The 19,158-nt window shown below is 39.8% G+C and carries 20 protein-coding genes; 9 read left to right on the top strand and 11 right to left on the bottom strand.

From position 1 onward, the window contains the following. Window positions 1-113: 113 nt before the first annotated feature. The 5 genes from putP to AMD27_RS11775 all read right to left on the bottom strand — a co-directional run bounded on the left by putP (window position 114) and on the right by AMD27_RS11775 (window position 4,943). The gene (gene putP / locus AMD27_RS11795; protein WP_067660760.1) at window positions 114-1,604 is read right to left on the bottom strand and encodes a sodium/proline symporter PutP; all 1,491 of its coding nucleotides are present in this window, start codon (window positions 1,602-1,604) and stop codon (window positions 114-116) included. A gap of 181 nt (window positions 1,605-1,785) precedes the next feature. Then, window positions 1,786-2,640 (bottom strand): SPFH domain-containing protein, encoded by an 855-nt coding sequence (locus AMD27_RS11790; protein ID WP_067660757.1) that lies wholly within the window; start codon window positions 2,638-2,640, stop codon window positions 1,786-1,788. A gap of 84 nt (window positions 2,641-2,724) precedes the next feature. Next, a complete protein-coding gene (locus AMD27_RS11785) occupies window positions 2,725-3,198 on the bottom strand; it encodes an NfeD family protein (RefSeq protein WP_067660754.1) in 474 nt (157 codons plus the stop codon). Between the two features lie 112 nt (window positions 3,199-3,310). Next, entirely contained in the window at window positions 3,311-4,213 is a 903-nt protein-coding gene (locus tag AMD27_RS11780) for a patatin-like phospholipase family protein (protein WP_171254851.1), read from the bottom strand. Between the two features lie 112 nt (window positions 4,214-4,325). Beyond that, window positions 4,326-4,943, bottom strand: coding sequence for a lysophospholipid acyltransferase family protein (locus AMD27_RS11775; protein ID WP_067660749.1), 618 nt, complete (start codon window positions 4,941-4,943; stop codon window positions 4,326-4,328). A gap of 148 nt (window positions 4,944-5,091) precedes the next feature. Between AMD27_RS11775 and AMD27_RS11770 the strand changes: the two genes are divergently transcribed. Continuing rightward, window positions 5,092-6,372: an MFS transporter gene (locus AMD27_RS11770; protein WP_067660746.1), complete on the top strand. Its 1,281-nt coding sequence runs from the start codon at window positions 5,092-5,094 to the stop codon at window positions 6,370-6,372. A 247-nt stretch (window positions 6,373-6,619) separates the two neighbouring features. Then, on the top strand, window positions 6,620-7,327 hold the full coding sequence (locus AMD27_RS11765; protein ID WP_067660743.1) for an HAD family hydrolase: 708 nt from the start codon (window positions 6,620-6,622) through the stop codon (window positions 7,325-7,327). 115 nt (window positions 7,328-7,442) lie between these two features. Here the strand turns inward: AMD27_RS11765 and AMD27_RS11760 are convergent, their stop codons facing one another. Both AMD27_RS11760 and AMD27_RS11755 read right to left on the bottom strand, forming a co-directional pair. Then, window positions 7,443-8,630: an ammonium transporter gene (locus AMD27_RS11760; protein WP_067660740.1), complete on the bottom strand. Its 1,188-nt coding sequence runs from the start codon at window positions 8,628-8,630 to the stop codon at window positions 7,443-7,445. A 420-nt stretch (window positions 8,631-9,050) separates the two neighbouring features. After that, window positions 9,051-9,545 carry a hypothetical protein gene (locus AMD27_RS11755; RefSeq protein ID WP_150115775.1) on the bottom strand — a complete coding sequence of 165 codons (495 nt, stop codon included), beginning with the start codon at window positions 9,543-9,545 and terminating at the stop codon, window positions 9,051-9,053. 363 nt (window positions 9,546-9,908) lie between these two features. Between AMD27_RS11755 and AMD27_RS11750 the strand changes: the two genes are divergently transcribed. Then, entirely contained in the window at window positions 9,909-10,814 is a 906-nt protein-coding gene (locus AMD27_RS11750) for an AEC family transporter (RefSeq protein WP_067662995.1), read from the top strand. Between the two features lie 20 nt (window positions 10,815-10,834). Here AMD27_RS11750 and AMD27_RS11745 read toward each other — a convergent pair whose 3' ends face one another. Then, window positions 10,835-11,509 carry a DUF421 domain-containing protein gene (locus tag AMD27_RS11745; RefSeq protein WP_067660738.1) on the bottom strand — a complete coding sequence of 225 codons (675 nt, stop codon included), beginning with the start codon at window positions 11,507-11,509 and terminating at the stop codon, window positions 10,835-10,837. Between the two features lie 275 nt (window positions 11,510-11,784). Between AMD27_RS11745 and AMD27_RS11740 the strand changes: the two genes are divergently transcribed. From AMD27_RS11740 to AMD27_RS18760, 6 genes are all read left to right on the top strand, one after another. Then, the gene (locus AMD27_RS11740; RefSeq protein ID WP_067660737.1) at window positions 11,785-12,297 is read left to right on the top strand and encodes a hypothetical protein; all 513 of its coding nucleotides are present in this window, start codon (window positions 11,785-11,787) and stop codon (window positions 12,295-12,297) included. 179 nt (window positions 12,298-12,476) lie between these two features. Next, on the top strand, window positions 12,477-12,605 hold the full coding sequence (locus tag AMD27_RS18195; protein ID WP_228140662.1) for a twin-arginine translocase TatA/TatE family subunit: 129 nt from the start codon (window positions 12,477-12,479) through the stop codon (window positions 12,603-12,605). Between the two features lie 69 nt (window positions 12,606-12,674). Continuing rightward, window positions 12,675-13,043 carry a Sec-independent protein translocase protein TatB gene (tatB, locus tag AMD27_RS11735; RefSeq protein ID WP_067660734.1) on the top strand — a complete coding sequence of 123 codons (369 nt, stop codon included), beginning with the start codon at window positions 12,675-12,677 and terminating at the stop codon, window positions 13,041-13,043. Window positions 13,044-13,066: 23 nt separating this feature from the next. After that, window positions 13,067-13,378 carry a twin-arginine translocase subunit TatC gene (locus AMD27_RS11730; RefSeq protein ID WP_067660731.1) on the top strand — a complete coding sequence of 104 codons (312 nt, stop codon included), beginning with the start codon at window positions 13,067-13,069 and terminating at the stop codon, window positions 13,376-13,378. Between the two features lie 28 nt (window positions 13,379-13,406). After that, window positions 13,407-14,354, top strand: coding sequence for an IS5 family transposase (locus AMD27_RS11725; RefSeq protein WP_067660728.1), 948 nt, complete (start codon window positions 13,407-13,409; stop codon window positions 14,352-14,354). A 39-nt stretch (window positions 14,355-14,393) separates the two neighbouring features. Continuing rightward, window positions 14,394-14,543, top strand: coding sequence for a hypothetical protein (locus AMD27_RS18760; protein ID WP_171254804.1), 150 nt, complete (start codon window positions 14,394-14,396; stop codon window positions 14,541-14,543). 79 nt (window positions 14,544-14,622) lie between these two features. Here the strand turns inward: AMD27_RS18760 and AMD27_RS11720 are convergent, their stop codons facing one another. The 3 genes from AMD27_RS11720 to AMD27_RS11710 all read right to left on the bottom strand — a co-directional run bounded on the left by AMD27_RS11720 (window position 14,623) and on the right by AMD27_RS11710 (window position 18,738). Then, window positions 14,623-15,963: a CitMHS family transporter gene (locus AMD27_RS11720; protein WP_067660725.1), complete on the bottom strand. Its 1,341-nt coding sequence runs from the start codon at window positions 15,961-15,963 to the stop codon at window positions 14,623-14,625. Between the two features lie 333 nt (window positions 15,964-16,296). After that, the gene (locus AMD27_RS11715) at window positions 16,297-17,619 is read right to left on the bottom strand and encodes a hemolysin family protein (RefSeq protein WP_067660721.1); all 1,323 of its coding nucleotides are present in this window, start codon (window positions 17,617-17,619) and stop codon (window positions 16,297-16,299) included. Window positions 17,620-17,745: 126 nt separating this feature from the next. Continuing rightward, entirely contained in the window at window positions 17,746-18,738 is a 993-nt protein-coding gene (locus tag AMD27_RS11710; protein ID WP_067660718.1) for a LysR family transcriptional regulator, read from the bottom strand. Window positions 18,739-19,158 lie beyond the last annotated feature (420 nt).

Below are 19,158 nucleotides of genomic sequence, written 5' to 3'. Positions count from 1 at the left end.
TTAAAATCCTCCTTTTTATTTCTTCTAGAAATTCTATTTTTTTTTACATTGAGATTCATGATTTAAGAAAAATGAACCTCAATGCTTCAAACCTTTAAAAATTATAAATTTAATTATTTGGTCGCTTGATAAAGACGATCTGCCTCATCAAAACGTTGGGTAATTGCTTTATTGGGTGCTTTACCACATAAGCTCACAATCACAATGGTCAGGAATGAACAGATGAATCCAGGAATGATTTCGTAAATGCCCGTATCCCCCCAGACATTTTTCCATAAAATCACCATCACTGCACCGACAATCATACCGCTCAGAGCGCCATTGAAGGTCATACGTTTCCAGAACAATGACAGTAAAATCAGCGGGCCAAATGCCGCGCCAAAACCTGCCCATGCATAAGCCACTAAACCCAGTACTTTAGATTCAGGATTTGATGCTAAGCCAATTGCCAACAGTGCAATCGCAAGCACCATAAAACGACCCACCCATACCAATTCTTTCTGTGAGGCATTTTTACGCAGTAAGGATTTGTAAAAATCCTCAGTCAACGTACTTGAGCAGACCAAAAGTTGGCAACTCAAGGTACTCATGACCGCTGCTAGAATTGCAGCCAATACAATCCCTGCAATCCATGGATTAAACAAAATTTTGGTTAATTCCATAAATACGGTTTCAGGGTTGTTGTTCACCACAGTCGCCAATTCAGGATTTTGTTGGAAGAAGGCAATCCCAAAGAAACCTGCTGCTACGGCACCACCCAAGCATAAAATCATCCAGGTCATACCAATACGACGTGCATTGGGAATGGATTTCACTGAATCAGCCGCCATAAAGCGCACCAAGATATGCGGTTGACCAAAATAGCCTAAGCCCCATGCCAACAATGAAATAATCGCAATGGTGCTTAGATCACCGATTAAGTCAGTTGCCTGAGGACGTGCTGCTTCAAGTGCTAGCGTGACTTGGGTCATATCAGAAAAGCTCATTAAAGCCACAACAGGTGTAAGCAATAATGCAAAAATCATGAGACCCGCTTGAATGGTGTCTGTCCAAGAGACCGCCAAAAAACCGCCAATAAATACATAGCTAATGGTCGCAATCGCACTGATCCATAGGGCAGTGCTATATGACATCTCAAACATACTTTCAAATAAACGTGCGCCTGCAACCATGCCTGAAGCACAGTAAATGGCAAAGAAAATCAAAATCACGAATGCAGAGGCAATACGTAAAATTTTCTTTTGATCATCAAACCGATTAGAGAAATAATCCGGTAAGGTCAAGGCATTGAGCTGCACTTCGGTATGTACACGTAAACGTCCTGCCACCAACAGCCAATTCAGCCACGCACCTATAATTAAACCAACGGCAATCCACATTTCAGATAAGCCAGACAAGTAAATCGCGCCGGGTAGACCCATGAGCAGCCAACCGCTCATATCAGAGGCGCCTGCAGATAATGCAGTCACGAAACTACCTAAACGACGGCCACCTAAAATATAGTCTGAAAAATTGTTGGTCGCACGATAAGCCATTAAGCCAATGACAACCATCGCGACTATATAGAATAGAAAAGTAATTAGGGTGGGGTTTAGGGAGCTCATACGATATCCATAATGATGTAGGCGTGTAGATTACAAAAAAACAAATCTAAATTTAGGGCAAATTTAAACATAATTTAGAAAAAAATGCTGAAGCTTTCAGAAGCTTGTACAGTCAAAATAAATAAAGGCAGCCAAAAGGCTGCCTTTATAAAAGGAATAATCAGGACTCATTCAGATTCGTTTAAGATGGATTACGACCCATCACACCACGAATCGTGTTCATAATGTCCGCAGGAAGAACCACAGTTTTCGCATTATTCGACTTGGCCATTTCTTGCATCGCTTTCACGTATTGCTCACCCAAAAGATAAGCAACAGGTACTTCTTTGTCGCCCACTGCATTGGTGACCATGTTGATGGCTTTTTCAGACGCTTCAGCTAAGACCACTTGTGCTTCAGCATCACGACGAGAGGCTTCTAAACGACCTTCTGCTTCCAAAATGGCTGCTTGTTTCTCACCATCTGCACGGGTTACTGTTGCACGGCGTTGACGTTCAGCGGCTGCTTGTGCTTCCATTGCAGATTGCATGGTGCTTGATGGTTGAATATCTTGAATTTCAACTGTTTTTAAGGTAATGCCCCAATCTGAAATGTCATCTGAAATGGCGGCTTTAAGTTTGGCTTTAATGTGATCACGTGAAGACAACGCATCATCTAGATCCATTTCACCCACGATCGAGCGCAGTGAGGTTTGTACTAAATTTTGAATCGCCCAAATATAATTTTCAATACCATAAACCGCTTTTACAGGCATGGTGATATTAATGTATGCCACCGCATTCATCAGCAAAACAGCGTTATCACGTGTAATTACTTCTTGAGATGGGATATCTAAAACAATGTCTTTGGTCGTTACTTTATAAGCCACTTCATCGACATAGGGAATCACAAAGTTTAAACCCGGACTTAAAGTGCTTTCGTATTTACCCAAACGTTGCACAATCCAGTTATAGCCTTGCGGAACAATACGAACACCTTTGAAAATGGTGATACCGACAAAGATTAAAATAGCGAACGCAATAATTGAACCAGACATGTCTGTTCCTCTTTTTGATATTTATGATTTTAAAATAATGATGAAGTGTATGCTTCAGATCGCTTTAGAAGAGACCAAGCCGACTTAAAGTGGTGAAGGTGCATTATTATGCGGCTGTACCAACAGCTCATTCCCCAGAATATCCACCACACGAACACGGTCTCCAACACTCACAGGGGATGAAGAACGACAGTTCCATTCATCTGAACCCAATACAGGCAGTGAAAAACGCACCCGAATCAGTTCGGCATCTAGTCCGACCTGGATCACCATACCGGTTTGCCCGATGGTGGCCTCACGAGGAAGACCTGCTTTAGTTTTATCAATGGACAAGGGTTTAATAAACTTAAACCAAAGTAATGTGCATGAGATAGACAAGGCAATCCAGCACAGCAGTTGCAAAGCTAAACCCATCTCTGGGAAAACCCACAACAGAATACTCACCACCACGGCTGCTACACCAAACCACAGTGCAGCAAACGCAGGCAAGATCAATTCGGACAAAATAAGCAATATGCCGAGTACAAACCAATGCCATGGCTCAAATATAAAATTCATACATCTACTCTATCGTTATCATGGATATAGATGAGGGATCATCTATACCAAGATAGCAGACTTCCTAGATTCTGAACATGTTTTGCGCAGATCAATCCATTTGGAAGAGGTGTTAGAAGCGTGGACGCGGAGCAGGCTTAAAGGCCGCAGGCGATTTTTTAAAATTGGCAATGGCAGCGTCAATAGACTTAATTTTTAGTTGAGCCGCTTTTTCACCTTCTAAAATCGATTGATTGCTGGCTTTTAAGTCTAGTGTACCGAGGTGTCCAACTTTGGGCTGAATCACCACATTGGCGCGGTTCAATTCATTGTTTATGCTTTGTTGACCCATAATATTAATGGTCTGATCGAGCAAACCAAACATGCTTAAGGATTTGCCTTCAACAGGACGTGCGGAAATATCCACCGCAATCACAATATCTGCACCCATATCTTGAGCAGTTTGTACTGGAATAGGACTGACCAAGCCACCATCCACATATTTCGTCCCCCCAATCGTGGTTGGAACAAAGACATTGGGAATACTGCAAGAAGCACGAACCGCTTGTCCTGCATTACCTTTAATAAAGTCAGCGCGTTTACCATTATCTAAACGTGTAGCAACGGCTGCAAAACGAATCGGGAATTGCTCAATCGGTTTATTGGCAATTTGACGGTTGACATAATCTTGTAGTTTTTGCCCAAGGACCACACCTTGGCGGTTTAAGGTTAAATCCCGAATATCGGACTCTTTAAGCTGTAGTGCAATTTGCTGTAATTGAAAGGGCGTTTTACCACTGGCATAGATACTGCCGACAAAACTGCCAGCGCTGGTGCCTGTGACAATTTTCGGTTTAATCCCATGCGATTCAAGGACTTTAAGAACGCCAATGTGTGCAAAACCTTTGGCACCACCACCCCCTAAGGCAATAGCAATCACAGGTTCACGCGCTTTGAGCGTGGTGGTTTGAGTCGGCGTTTTGCTGGCTTTGTCACAACCCGCAAGACTTAATGCGAGCAAGCTGACAAAACCCATTTTTTGAACAGTAGAACGAATGTGCATAACGGGAGATCTATAAATATACGGTTATTTTTAAAGCGTATCTGAACAGATTGTGGCTGAATTTTCTAGCTGTTTTTTAGCAAAGTTACAAAAGATTTTTCAGTGGTTTAGCCAGTCGATCTAAGTTTTTCGGTGAAAAATGACCTTTATAAAGCGCTAAAATTTTATTTAAATCCTGTTCATAGTCTCCCGTTGGATGCATGACACCCAAGCAACGTATGATTTTATGGTCATAATCAAAGGCGAACATCACAATTGGAATATGGGCACCGATTGCAATGTGATAAAACCCCGTACGAATATGCTCAGCGTTTTTACGTGTACCTTCAGGCGCCATGGCAATCCAAATTTTCTCATGGTTTTTGACCACTTCAATAATTTGTTGTGTCAGGCCATGCGGCGAATCACGTTTCACTGGAATCACACCACACCAAGATAAAAATTTGTCAAAAGGCGGTTTAAATAAACTGTCTTTTCCAAAAATAGTCACACGAATGCCTAAACCTAACATCGCCATAAAAGCATATAAACCATCGTAGTTAGAGGTATGAGGTGAAATGATCGCAACTGCTTTGGGCAGATTAGGAAATTCACCTTCGAAGCGCCAGCCTTGTGCCAAATATAGGCGTTTGAAAAATTGACGACTCAATAAAGAGCCACGATGCGGTGCCTGATCAGGTAAAATGGGAAAATTATTATTCATTTTTAAATTTTTTCTCACACATATATAAATATTTTATCTAGGCACAGAGTTTGATACATTGGCAAAATAATAAAAATGTCGCTGAACTTATTGCTTCAGTTCGGTCTATTTCTCTGCACGGTTTGCTATACACAGTGGTCGAAGCCTTATGTTTAAAGTCCCGCACACCTACGTGTTGTTATTTTCTTTGTACTGGGCACAAGGGCTACCTGTCGGCTTTATGAGCCATGCATTGCCTGTGATTTTACGGGCGCAGGGTGTATCTCTGACGCATATTGGTGGCTTTGGATTGCTTATGGCGCCGTGGGCGATCAAAGTACTTTGGGCACCGTGGGTCGATCGATATGGTAGTCAGGCTTTTGGGCATTACCGTACATGGATAATTCCGACACAAATATTGACTGTGACGATTCTGATCGTCTTGTCTTTTTTACCCATTCAATCTTTAAATCATCCTCAATATTTATTGGCATTTTTTATTGCCTTGCTGTGTATGAATAGCGTGGGAGCAACGCAAGATATTGCCACTGACGGACTTGCGGTCAATATTCTTAAAGGTAATCAGCAGCATGTGGGCAATATGTTTCAAGTGATCGGTTCTCGCTTGGGTTTCATTGTCGGTGGCGGTGCAATACTTTGGGCTTTGGATTTTTTAAACTGGCAAAGTACATTTTTGATTTTGGCTATCATTGTAATTCTCAATACTCTACCGATTTTGTTTTATCGTGAGCCTATACATCAAAACATGGCAGATTTAAAATTGTTGGATCAAACAAGTCTAAATCAAAATAAAATAAGCCGTTCAATACGCCAATATTTACAGTATTTTTTTCAATCCAAACGCATGTGGGCTTGGCTTTTGGTGCTGTGTAGTATCAAAGTGACAGATGGGCTGTCAGGTCCGATTTTAAAACCCTTGTTGGTTGATTTAGGTTTAAGTCTTTCACAAATCGGGGTGTATATCACCATGCTCGGTGCGTTTGCAGCCTTAGTGGGTGCTGGACTTGCTGGAATTGTTTTGAAATACATGCAGCGAAGTTTAGCGCTTATTTTATTTTCAATCTTAAAATTGGGGAGCCTAGTCGGTTTCATGTGGCTAGCAAGTTTATATACCCGACAACAGCCCATCGCACTTGGGCTGATTTATCTGATCAATGCCTTAGAAGATATGTTTTCTGCCATGTTATTGGTGGTGATTCTAACGTTGGTGATGCAATACAGTCGTAAGCAACATGCAGGCACGGATTTTACTTTTCAAGTCTCTTTGATGGCGATGGTGAGCGGGGTTTTATATACGCTCAGCGGAATTGTGGGGGATGCTTTGGGTTATCAGTACTATTTAATGGCAATTGTGATCATCGGCGCAGTGTTACTGTTACCTTTAATCTTTTGGCAGCAACAAGAAAAAAGGGTATCACACTCCGAATAGATTGAAGGTGGTTAAATATTGAAATATTGAAGTTCCGAATGTTGAGCTGCTGTGATGATCTGAACCTTTGGCTCAAATAGATAAGCTCATCCAATTGATGATTTGGTCAGCATGAATTTGAATATGTAAAAGCAGCAGGGCTTGTTAGACTTGAAGCATGCATTTTTACGGACACTTTGAATAAGCCATCGCTTTGATCCGTGCGACAGCATATTTTGATATTCACTGCCGATGCTTGGAGAAAATGATGACCATACAAGCGGTGCTTTTTGACTTGGACAATACCTTGACGCATCGCGACCAGAGTGTACAAGCATTTAGCCGTCATTTACTGAAATCATTTACGTCACAGCTCAATCATCAAAATGATGCAGAGGATGCGTTAAAAACCATAGACATCATTCGAAGAATCGATAATGGCGGTTATCCTAAAAAAGAATATTTGACGCATCCGAGTATCGCAGCATCCGTGGCTCATGCCCTAATTCAGGAACTCAAGTGGGATGTGCCGCCATCTCTAGCAACTTTAACGGAGTTTTGGTTTGAGCAATTCGGTTTGTCTGCCGTGGCTATGCCAGGTGCGGGCAGTTTGCTTAAACAGTTAAAACAGCGTGACTATAAGTTGGCGGTGATTTCAAATGGTGGACATGCCACGCGCTTAAAAATTCTTGAAGGGCTTGGTTTTAGACATTATTTTGATGACGTTTTTAGCTCGGAGTCCGTCGGTATTGCGAAACCGAAAGCCGAAATTTTTCTGCATAGCTGTGCTCAAATTAAAACTGTGCCACAGCAGAGTTTGTATGTAGGCGATCATCCGATCAATGATTATCAAGGTGCGACACAAGCGGGCTTACAGGCATTACTGTTAAATGGATTTCACCCAATGAATCAGACACAGGCTGAGAATTTAAAGGTCATTCAGCATTTAGACGAAGTCATGCATTATTTAGACTGAGACCCTCAATGCGCCCCTAATCAATGTCTTAACCTCCATGTCTTAAAGGGCTTTTAGGACATGGAGACTCATGGTGAATATTAAGATTCAGTTAATGGGTTCTATATTTTCTGGGTTAAAACATCGCATCTTCTGAGTTGGCAGAGACTTTATGAATCGATAAGTCTGCCCCTCGATATTCTTCTTCTTGAGTTAGACGAATGCCCATGGTCATTTTGAGTAGACCATACACCAAGAAGCCTCCTGCCAATGCCACCGCAATCGCTAAAAATGTACCAATAAGCTGGGATATCATTGAGACACCGCCTAAGCCTCCTAATCCTTGTTGACCAAATATTCCCACTGCAATCCCGCCAAATGCGCCACAAACGCCGTGCAGAGGCCAAACGCCCAGAACGTCATCGACTTTGAGTTTATTTTGTGTATAGGTAAAAAGTTTCACAAAAATAAAACCTGCAATTGCACCAATGACCATTGCCCCAAGCGGATGCACAATATCGGAGCCTGCGCAGATCGCGACCAAGCCTGCGAGAGGACCATTGTGTAAAAAACCTGGGTCTTCTTGACCAAAGAAATTGGCTGCCAACGTTCCACCCACCATGGCCATCAGTGAATTCATAGCCACCAAACCGGAAATAGCATCTAGGCGCTGTGCGCTCATGACATTAAAGCCAAACCAACCGACAATTAAAATCCAAGAACCTAAAGCCAAAAACGGAATCGAAGAAGGCGGATGTGCGCTGACACGTCCATCTTTTTTGTAACGTCCATGGCGTGCACCCAGCAAGATGACTGCAGCAAATGCAATCCATCCACCCATAGTATGCACCACGACAGAACCTGCAAAGTCATGAAAGCTTGCACCAAAGCTTTCACTTAACCATTTTTGTAGCCCTAGGTTTCCATTCCATGCTATGCCTTCAAAAAAAGGATAAATCAAAGCGACCAAAAATAAAGTGGCAATCGCTTGAGAGCGCATTTTGGCACGCTCAGCAATACCGCCAGAAATAATAGCGGGAATAGCTGCAGCAAAAGTCAGCAAGAAGAAACAGCGCATCAAGTTGTAACCGTGTTCTTCTGCCAAAATACTACTGCTATGAAAGAAATGTTCACCGTAAGCGATGTAATAGCCAATAAAAAAGTAAGCGATGGCCGAAATGGAAAAATCCGTTAAAATTTTACTTAAAGCATTTACTTGATTCTTATGACGAACCGTGCCGAGTTCAAGAAATGCAAAACCTGCATGCATGGCAAGAACCAAAATGGCACCTAAAAGAAGGAACAACAGATCTACGTTTTGCATAGTGACTCTTTAGTGTGCGTTATGTTGCAAATTTGTCCAGTATAGCGATACATTTTGTGGCGAGAAGGGGAAATTAATGTGGAAATAATGATCGACTTTTGTCAAAAAACATCAAGACTCGATATAAAGCACCGCAGTGCACCAAAATGGATAAAGTGCACTTAAATCAGGCGCTTAAAAAGATCCAGATTTACTGAGTATGTTGATTTCACTCAATATATTTTTTAATGATTGAATATGATTTTAGTTTTCTCTTAACGCCTAGCATCAGAGTGAGCCCAGTTTAAACTTAACCATAATCAAATTTATCTAATCCAGATTGAGCCTATTGCATCGTTTTTGAAAGCCGCATGGAACGCGTTGGGGCGAAGCATATTGCCTAAATTGAAAGTGAACTGCATGAATTCAGAATGAACTGCATTAAGGTGTACCGCACAATTTTCCTTTAAATTCCTGTCGATTTTTCACGAATCGACTTCCATCCCAACGGTAAACAGTATGACATTGACTGGGTGTTACAATGGCCAGATCAGGCCAACCATGTCGACCTATGCTTTTTAAGAAATTTGCTTCTCCAGGACTATTGAATATCCGTGTCCATTTATGATTGGCTTGTTTGGTCAACAGGTGAAATCCAACGCCTGTACTGGCATAACATTCTGTACCGCCGTCACGAATAATCGCATCTGGTCGACCATCACCATTGATGTCTTTAAAAACGGCAATATGTCCGAAACTACATTTCCCACGCCAAGTACCGTTAACAGGTTTAAAGCCTGCAGCATTAAAAATAGCCTCTTTTTCAGCATTAGACACGGTTGCTGCATGGCTATAGGAATGGACTGAAATACCGAACAACGAAATACCAAACAACATTGTAGAAATCATCATTTTTTTAAATTGTGAACTATCCATAGTTTTTAGTTGTTGATTGATTTAATTTATTGATGTAAGTCTCATTTTATTGAAAAAAACAGGATGATCAAGCAAAACAAGCACAAGTTGTATTTAGAAGCGCTGTAAAAGATCTCACCCATTCATCTAAGTCTATTATCTGACTTTACCTCACACGCTTTGAGGCCATAAAAAGATCAATAAAATGTGTAAAATAGGCACATCGTCGTCCAGCTTTTTTCAATTTATTTACATCTTTTGATGGTCATGCATTAAGCCTAAGCTGAGATCGCTAAGACAAAATTTATATATCAAATATTACAATTCATCAGCGTGTTGAATAATGCAAATATCAAAACAGCGAGAGGTTTAAATAAGCCAATTATGCACAGTATTCTGTTGTCACTTTTTCCGCTGATTGCGCTTATTTTTACGGGCTATATCTTAAAAAATCGACAGTTTTTCTCAGAGGGATTTTGGGCGGGTGCTGAGAAGTTAAATTATTATTTTTTATTTCCCGCGATGCTGTTTGGAAATTTAGCTTCGGCACGCATTGATTTAGACATGGTCAATACGATTTTGCTGATACTTACCGTCATGCTGAGCCTTGCTTGTACAGTGCTTTATATCATTCGAAAAATATACCGCATTCCTGCTGCACGTTTTGGGGTCTATACCCAAAGTAATGTCCGTTTTAACACCTATATTGGCTTAGCAATTGTCGCGTCATTATTTCATCAGCAAGGCATGACGCTGTTCGCCATTATTTTGGCCATCAGTATTCCGATGGTGAATATTTTATCTATTTTGGCATTGACCGAAAAAGAGGGGATGGATTTACGTAGCGTGAGCTTATCTTTGCTTAAAAATCCATTGATTATGGGCTGTGTAGTCGGGGTATTGTTTAATTTTTCCGGCTTACAGCTTTGGGGCGGTTTGCAGACTTTTATTCAACAGCTTGCCGGGTGCAGCTTACCGCTAGGCTTGATGTGTGTCGGCGCAGCACTACAATTTATGGCATTGAAAAATGATCTCTTACCACTCTTGATCAACACTTTTTCTCGTTTACTGATCATGCCAGCCTTAGCCTATGGCATATGCAAATGGCTGAATTTCTCAAGCCTAGAGACGCAGATTTTTGTCTTGTATTTTGCTCTGCCCACGACATCAGCTTCGTATATTTTAACCAAAGTGCTTAAAGGGGACAGTCAATTAATGGCAGGGATTATTAGCTTACAAACCTTATGCTCCGCATTGACCTTGCCCATTGTTTTGGCATTTGTTATCTAAAGATTTCCGCTGTATAAATCTCAAACCCTCGGGCAATTAATCGCTATAAACCATTGATTGCATTCGCAGCGCGGGCAGCATTCATTATGCTGTGTCAACATTTTGACATGCCCGCAATTGGTACACGCATAAAAGGTTTGCGGGGTGACAGATTGTTGAACCTCACAGGCATTTGGGTAAATAGGCAGTCCATAACGCACCTCCTCAGCCTTATAAAACAAAATACTAAATTGACCATCGCTTTCTAACAGTGCAGAACGAATCTGCCCCAGATGTTCAGTGCCTTGCTGACGCATTTCAGCAAAAAATTCGTCATGTGAATATTTGCCTTTTTTAATATCTTCAATCAGCAGTTCACCATCCTTTAAGATATACAACGCTTTACCTTCGAGTAAGTCTTCAAAAGGTTGATATTTCATCATCAGCCATGTGGTGACGCGGTACAGTAAAATGATGGTCGACATAATAATAAAGGCTTGAATCAAGGGCAGATCCTGAGTGAACATCGGATCGCCTGCAATCGAGCCCAACGATAAAATAATGGTGAGTTCAAAAATGGACAGCTGACGAACACCGCGTTTTCCAGTTAATCGCAGAAAAAGAATAATCATGCTGAACATGAAAAAGCAGCGAATTAGTATCTCAGCGATGAAGGCCCAACTGGTATCGTGAATAAAAATATGGGCAAAGTCCATATGCAGCTCCGTTATTCTTAATGCTCTGAATGTAGCATTGCTTTAAGCTGTATTTGACTGTTTTATATAAAGAGTTTTGCAAGATCTTGTATCGTAAATACCTGCTTCATGCTGATTTGTTTTGAGCATTTTTTCAGATTTAATCATGTCATTAGGTATGGGGTATTCTTCAGTAATTTTTGCAAGCCTAGATTTCAAGCGCTGATGTATTTTAATTCTGAATTTCATGGCAAATTATGCGAAAATACGCTTTTATATTTTGTCTAAGGACTCCCATGACTGATCATTCTCCTGAATCTTTAAGCGATATCGAAATTTTAGACGTTTTACAGTCAATGAAAGGCGATGAACTTGATGTTGAAGCGAAAGAGATCATTCGTAATGGTGGGAAAGCAGGTCGTCAAGAAGCGCATAAGCAAGCATTGGTGGCTTTAAACGCGTCTTTTGAAGATAAGTTCGTTGAAGCAGTCACTTTAGCGCTGCATCTTAACGAAGGTCAAGCAAAGAAAATCCGCTATAAGAAAGACCGTATTCGTATTTTAAAAGTACGTGGAATTGATTATATGGCACTTGACGGCGCTGAAACTGCACATGCGCTCTCTCAAATTTCTCAAGCCATTGTGCGTGAAGATGCCATTGTTAATGAAGGTCTGCACAATCTTTTCCCATTCTGGAAAGAAGGCTGGCCAATGGTTCAGTTTGACAATGCGTACACGATTCTAGTTGAAGATATTACCATTCATTATCAAGCGACTTTAGACAAGTTACTTGCGATATATGGTCGTTAACCCTTAGCTAATACTAATGTACTAATGAGATAAAGAACGAGTTGAGCTTCAAGCTTAACTCGTTCTTTATGTACTAAAACTAATTCAAAAATAAGAAAAATTATTGGAAAAATTTCAGGAAATAAGAATTTTCTGTTATTGTTAAGAAATACTTAAATATAAAATAAGGAATAACGATAATGATGGGTTTATCTATGGGTCATATTGTTCTATTTGCCATTATTATTTTGGTGATTTTTGGTACAGCAAAATTGAAGAATTTTGGAAAAGATGTGGGGGAGCGGTTAAGGATTTTAAAGACGCGGTGAGTGACGACAAAAATGATAAAAAAAATTATTAACATCATGCTTAATTTTATTCAATATCATATATAAACCATGTTTGATGTCGGCTTCGGAGAGTTATTCTTCTTTTTCATTATCATCATTATCGTAGTCGGGCCAGACAAATTACCTGACACGATTCGCTTTACGATAAAATCATTAAATAAATTTAGTCAAATTAAATCTGATATTAAACAGAAATTTGAGCTTGAAATTGAGCTTCATCAACTACGTGATGAGCTTAAAGAAGAAATTCAAAACGTCAAACAGCTTGAAACCCAAATGCAAGACTACTTTATGAACTTAGACCAGCAGGTTCAAAAGGATATGAAAAAGTACTATCCAATTGAGTCTTTCTCAATATCAGCACCCTTCAAAACACAATTTGTGATCACCCACTTAATGCAATGGTCTTTGCTTTAGTTTGAAAGCTGCTCGGAATCAATATGACTGAATCAACCGTTTCCTCGGCACAGAAAAAATTAGGTCAGTTTGGATTTTATTTTGCTGAGTTACGTCGAAATTTAATTCATATTTTAATTTGCTTTGGAGTCATATTTGCAGCTTTAGTACCTTATGCCAATTCAATTTATAATGTGATTGCGATACCGCTAAAAGCTAAGCTTCCTGCAAATGCACATATGATAGCGACAGATATCACCAGTACATTTATCGCTCCAATTAAGCTAGTCTTCTTTATTACCTTAATACTATTATTTCCTTTCATTTTTTGGCTTTGTTGCATAAACCTAGCATAGAAGGCTTATTGGGCAATATAATTTCTGAATGAACAAGCCTACGCCTAAAATTTATCGTACAACCAATTGGTCTTCCTATAATCGGACCTTAATCAACCGAGGAAATATCTCCATTTGGTTTGATCCTAACACTCAGTGGTATGCTCAGCCAAAAGCTAAACACGGTCGAAATCACACCTATTCCGATACCGCTATCCAATGCTGTTTGATGATCAAATCTCTATTTCGCCTATCTTTACGTATGGTCACAGGCTTTGTTCAAAGTCTGATTAAACTCTGTGGATTAGATTGGGCAGCACCAGATTATTCGACCATATGCAGAAGACAAAAGCATATTGATATCGCAATTAGCTATCAGAAAAGTAGTGATGGACTACATCTACTCGTCGATTCTACTGGTCTGAAATTTTTAGGTGAGGGTGAATGGAAACGTAAGAAACATCAGCCTGAATACCGTCGTCAATGGCGCAAACTGCATATTGGTATAGACGCTAAAACCCTACAAATACGGGCTGTTCAGTTAACCACAAACAATGTCAGTGATTCACAAGTACTAGAAGGTTTACTTGCTCAAATCCCCTTGGATGAGAAAATTGATTCTGTCTATACGGATGGTGCTTATGACACAAAGCACTGCCGACAAGTCATTTTAGATCGAGATGCACATGCGGTAATACCACCAAGGAAAAATGCAAAGCCTTGGAAAGATCAAACGCCGAGGTCTATGCAGAGAAATGACTCATTAAATACGATTAATCTTGCGAAGCAGTGCTTCTCAGGAAGAGCCATTTGGAAAAAATGGTCTGGATATCATCAACGAAGCTTGGTAGAAACCAAGATGCATTGCATCAAATTATTAGGCGATAAATTAACAGCAAGGAGTTTCCCTAGTCAGGTGAATGAGATTCATGCACGCGTAGCAGTCTTGAATAAATTCACAGAATTTGGTCGCCCTCATACCCAAGTAGTCACTTAAATTTGATTGGCCTAGGATAGATTTATCTTTCACACCTTTATGCAACAAAGTCTTCTAAATGCACAAAATTTACTGACTGAAGCTAAGTTGAACTATTCTACTGTGTTGACAGAGTTCTTGGTTGTCCGTTATCAATTACTCTCTAATATGGGGAATCTGAATGTTTGGTCAGAAACCCAAGTAAAATAAAAATATGCAATGTGCGGAATTGCTAAGCAAAAAAAGACCTTCATTTGATGTAAATGAAGGTCTTTTAAAATTGTAAATATTAGGTAGCCACTGAATAGAAGGGGAACATACCAAATACCAGCGCGACGATTAACATCACGAAACAGGTAATAATGGCCCATTTAATGGTGAATTTTTGGTGTTGCCCGAACTCAATGCCTGCCAAACCACAAAGTAAGTATGTTGACGGAACCAGAGGTGAAAGCAAGTGTACAGGTTGACCGACAATTGCAGCACGCGCCATTTCAACAGGTTCAATACCATAGTGCCCAGCGGCTTCAGACAAAATAGGGAGCACGCCATAATAAAAAGCATCATTCGACATAAAGAAGGTTAGCGGCATACTTAGCACTGCTGTAATCGGTGCTAAAAAAGGTCCCATACTGTCTGGAATAACTGCCACCAACTCTTTAGACATCGAGTCCACCATGCCAGTTCCCGTCAGTAAACCGGTAAAAATACCCGCAGCAAAAATAATACCTACCACATTCAGCGCACTACCTGCATGATGTGCCACCAAGTCTTTTTGCATGTCGATATCACGATAATTCACAAATAGTGCAATACATAGAGCAATCATGAATAAAATCGGCATAGGTAAAACACCTTTGACCAAGCAGATCATCAGCACCACAGTGAGTAGTCCGTTGAACCATCTTAAATGTGCACGATTTGCTTCTGGGTTGTTTGAGATTTGAATATTGTCACCATGACTAATATCCAAATCCATAATCCCTAAGCGTTTACGTTCCATACGGCCATACATAAAGCCTAAGAAATACAGCCAGCCAATTGCAAACAGCATCGGTAAAATCATGGGCACAAAAACATCACTTGGATCAACTTGTAAAGCACTGGCTGCACGTGCCGTTGGGCCTCCCCAAGGCGTTAAATTCATAATGCCACTTGCCAACATCATTAGACATGCCATAATTAATGGACTCATGCCTAAGCGTTTATATAGTGGCAGCATTGCGGCAACGCAGATCATGTAGGTTGTAGAACCATCCCCATCTAAGGATACAATAATCGTTAATGTAATCGTTCCTAATATGACTTTTAATGGATCACCCTTAACCAATCGTAAAATGAACTTAACCGATGGGTCGAATAATCCAGTATCAATCATGATGGCAAAATACAAGATTGCAAAAAGGAGCATCACACCTGTGGGTGCAAGTTTCTTTACACCTTCAAGCATCATTTCGCCCAGATCATTAAGTTGAATATGACTCAAGCTATCAAAGTAAAATCCGAGACCGTAAGCAATTAAAGCAAAAAGAACAGGAATGAGGGTTAAAGCAACGAGGGGAGTCATACGTCTAGACATAATTAAGTACATAAAGCACAAAATCATGCCCAAACCTAAAATGGTCAGCATGGATCAATCCTTTGAGGTTCTAAAAATATTGTTCTTGGTGTTACAGAGGACTGATCTTAAAGCGTTTAATTGAAAAGCTAAACTATGATATAAAAATACAAAAATTGAATGCATTGATTAAAAAAATACTCTATAAAAAATATAATCTTAGTGGAAAAATATTGTAATCATTGGCGTGCTTTAATGGATTTCTTTGCAGAATAAATTTCAATATGCGCCAATATATTCTATTTATATGCTAAAGAACCGAGTAATGGTGGTTATTTAATCACATAAAAGCCAAAAAAATACCTCACTTGAAGGTCAAATATTTGATTGAATACTGAATATAAATTATTCAGGAGATATTATGGGTTCTTCTGGTCGTTCTAATAAACGCGTCACCAAAAGCTGATCAATTTTAAAATGATCGACATCGACTACTTCAAATTTATAACCACTGAAAATTACGGTATCCGCAGGACGTGGAATTTTGCGTAATTTATACATCATAAATCCAGCCAAGGTTTCGTAATTTCCATCGCCTGGCATTTCATCAATTTCCAGCGCATGGGTCATGTCTTCAATGGGGGTGCTGCCATCAATCAGCCATGAATTATTGTCACGTTTAATGATTTGAACATCTTCATCTGTTGGCGTGACCCAGTCACCCATCACGGTAATCATAATGTCGGATAAGGTAATCACGCCGACCACTAGCGCGTATTCGTTAAACACTACCGCAAATTTTTCTTTGCTTGAGCGGAAACGATCGAGGAGTTCAGACAGTGTTAAAGTATCTGGAATGGTCAATACATTACGAATCGTGCTTTCATTGAGTTGTAGCAGGGACTGATTTTTTAAAATACGCACCAAAATATCTTTGGCATCGACATAGCCAATCACATCATCAATATTTTCGCTACACACTAAAAATTTAGAATAGGGATATTGTGCCAATTTTTGACGAATACTTTCTTCTGATTCGTTTAAGGCAAAATAAACGACATTCTCACGTGTGGTCATACTCGATGGAACGTTACGTTCTTCAAGCTCAAATACATTTTCAATGAAATGATGTTCTTGCTTTTGTAAAACACCCGCTTGCGCACCTGCATCCATGACCGCAGAAATATCATCAAAGGTGATGTTATCATCTCGAATGGTATTCACTTTAAATAAGCGAAACAAGATGTTGGCAATTGAGTTAATAAACCATGCCAAGGGACGGCAAATCGCAATGAAGACTTGAATCGGGTTAATGACTGACACGGCAATTTTTTCTGGCGCAATCATCGCTAAGCGTTTAGGCATCAAGTCAGCAAAAAGAATAAATAATGATGTTACGATCGTAAAGGATAAAACAAAGCCGATACTTTCCGTCCACTGATTCGGATAAATGCGTTCGACAAAGGCGATAATATAAGGACGAAATGCAGCTTCACCCAAAATACCCCCTAAAATTGCTACAGCATTTAAGCCAATTTGCGAGGCTGCGAAAAAGTTTGCAGAATTTGCTTGAAGGTCTAAAACTTTTTGTGCGCGTTCATCTCCAGACTCAGCTAAAATTTTTAATTTAACTTTGCGTGATCCTGCGAGGGCAATTTCGCTTAAGGATAGAAATCCTGCCCCTGCAATCAAAATGATAATGATCACCAAATTCTGAAAGAGACTCACAAAACACCTTTAATTTGAAATTATTATGGAAGTTTTAACACAAAAAGACTGGAGGTAGTGAATAAATCCACTACCTCAATATTATATCAATACGTTTTAAATTGTAAAAAGCTAAATCAAATAAACTTAGTACTGGGTAAAATTAGTATTGTTATTCGATAAAAATTCTCGATTTTCTTCTTCAATCATTTGGCGAGCCACATACAGAATCAACTGACGTAACCAACGATGTGCAGGATGATGATGCAATAAAGGGCACCATGCCATCTTCAATTCGAATTCTGGAATATAAAACGGCGGATCTTTGAGCATCAAGTTTTGGCTTTTGGCTTGTAAGCGCGCAATGCGTGAAGGCAAAGTCGCAATCAGATCTACATTTGCTGCTAACAAACCTGGCATTTGATAATGTCTTGTAAATACTGAAATTTTACGCTTCTGACCAATACGCTCTAACGCTTGATCAATCCAACCGAGTCCCGCTTGTTTTTCAGGATTCACCCCAAAGCCCACGCCCATACCTGTTTTAGAGACCCAAATATGCTGCGCATCTAAATAACTTTTTAAGTTTAAGTTAGTGACAGCAGGGTGCTTATGATTGAGCAGACACGAGAAACTGTCACGCCAAACCAAAACTTGATGGAAGCTTTGCGGAATTTCATTAAAACGGTTAATGGCTAAATCGACTTTACCTTGCTCCATGTCACGATAAGACACATCACTTGGTGTTAGAAAGTCTAAAACAACGTTGGGTGCTTCTGAACGTAGCGCTTTAACTAAACGGGGTACCAAAGTGGCTTCCGCATAGTCAGAGGTCATAATGCGAAAAACACGGTTTGATGTATAAGGACGGAACTCTGTACGAGGTTCCAAAATCATGGATAAATCTGAAAGTGCATCACGAATACGTGGTTGCAATTCTAATGCCCGCTCTGTTGGTGTCATACCTTCAGAAGAACGGATAAGCAGAGGATCGTTAAATAAGTTACGTAGACGTCTGAGAATATTACTCATGGCTGGTTGGGTGACACCCAATTGTTCAGCAGCACGAGTCACGTTTTTTTCACGTAAGAGTACGTCAAGGTAAATTAAGAGATTGAGATCAACCCGCTCCAGATTCATAAAAAAAATACCGAAAATAAATTCTTGAAATCACCGAAGATTATGCCACAAGCAGAGGCTCTTGTGTGAGAGGCTGATGAAAATATCAACAAAATTAAGCCACATATTTGCATTTACTTCGCTTAAAAATACAATCACCTAAAAAATCAATAATTGATCGGCTCATAATGTGGTTTGTAAAAAATGAATGTGTTTAACTCAAAACTCAAATTAAAACGCATTTATTATTTAAACAGTCATTTCAGTGCTAAACTGGCGAGCAATGATATTCAAAACAATGAAATTCGTTCAGTTTTAATCAAAAAATACAAACGCCAATAGGCTGATACTTAAGTCTAATGATTTTTTTATGAACAATATGCGCTTTATTTGATCAGGTTGTATTTTTTTAAAACTTTATAATACAGCTACTTGAAAAGT

It is taken from the genome of Acinetobacter sp. TGL-Y2 (assembly GCF_001612555.1).
GTDB lineage: Bacteria > Pseudomonadota > Gammaproteobacteria > Pseudomonadales > Moraxellaceae > Acinetobacter.
This window is presented reverse-complemented; position numbering and strand designations above follow the sequence as displayed.

Excerpts from the sequence above, each read along its gene's own strand:
- AMD27_RS11710 (WP_067660718.1), bottom strand. The coding sequence starts at position 18,738 with ATGAATCTGGAGCGGGTTGATCTCAATCTCTTAATTTACCTTGACGTA.
- AMD27_RS18195 (WP_228140662.1), top strand. The coding sequence starts at position 12,477 with ATGATGGGTTTATCTATGGGTCATATTGTTCTATTTGCCATTATTATT.
- AMD27_RS11745 (WP_067660738.1), bottom strand. The coding sequence starts at position 11,509 with ATGGACTTTGCCCATATTTTTATTCACGATACCAGTTGGGCCTTCATC.
- AMD27_RS11725 (WP_067660728.1), top strand. The coding sequence starts at position 13,407 with ATGAACAAGCCTACGCCTAAAATTTATCGTACAACCAATTGGTCTTCC.
- AMD27_RS11770 (WP_067660746.1), top strand. The coding sequence starts at position 5,092 with ATGTTTAAAGTCCCGCACACCTACGTGTTGTTATTTTCTTTGTACTGG.
- putP (WP_067660760.1), bottom strand. The coding sequence starts at position 1,604 with ATGAGCTCCCTAAACCCCACCCTAATTACTTTTCTATTCTATATAGTC.
- AMD27_RS11790 (WP_067660757.1), bottom strand. The coding sequence starts at position 2,640 with ATGTCTGGTTCAATTATTGCGTTCGCTATTTTAATCTTTGTCGGTATC.
- AMD27_RS11755 (WP_150115775.1), bottom strand. The coding sequence starts at position 9,545 with ATGGATAGTTCACAATTTAAAAAAATGATGATTTCTACAATGTTGTTT.
- AMD27_RS11775 (WP_067660749.1), bottom strand. The coding sequence starts at position 4,943 with ATGAATAATAATTTTCCCATTTTACCTGATCAGGCACCGCATCGTGGC.
- tatB (WP_067660734.1), top strand. The coding sequence starts at position 12,675 with ATGTTTGATGTCGGCTTCGGAGAGTTATTCTTCTTTTTCATTATCATC.
- AMD27_RS11760 (WP_067660740.1), bottom strand. The coding sequence starts at position 8,630 with ATGCAAAACGTAGATCTGTTGTTCCTTCTTTTAGGTGCCATTTTGGTT.
- AMD27_RS11785 (WP_067660754.1), bottom strand. The coding sequence starts at position 3,198 with ATGAATTTTATATTTGAGCCATGGCATTGGTTTGTACTCGGCATATTG.
- AMD27_RS11765 (WP_067660743.1), top strand. The coding sequence starts at position 6,620 with ATGACCATACAAGCGGTGCTTTTTGACTTGGACAATACCTTGACGCAT.
- AMD27_RS11720 (WP_067660725.1), bottom strand. The coding sequence starts at position 15,963 with ATGCTGACCATTTTAGGTTTGGGCATGATTTTGTGCTTTATGTACTTA.
- AMD27_RS11740 (WP_067660737.1), top strand. The coding sequence starts at position 11,785 with ATGACTGATCATTCTCCTGAATCTTTAAGCGATATCGAAATTTTAGAC.
- AMD27_RS11780 (WP_171254851.1), bottom strand. The coding sequence starts at position 4,213 with ATGGGTTTTGTCAGCTTGCTCGCATTAAGTCTTGCGGGTTGTGACAAA.
- AMD27_RS18760 (WP_171254804.1), top strand. The coding sequence starts at position 14,394 with ATGCAACAAAGTCTTCTAAATGCACAAAATTTACTGACTGAAGCTAAG.
- AMD27_RS11730 (WP_067660731.1), top strand. The coding sequence starts at position 13,067 with ATGACTGAATCAACCGTTTCCTCGGCACAGAAAAAATTAGGTCAGTTT.
- AMD27_RS11750 (WP_067662995.1), top strand. The coding sequence starts at position 9,909 with ATGCACAGTATTCTGTTGTCACTTTTTCCGCTGATTGCGCTTATTTTT.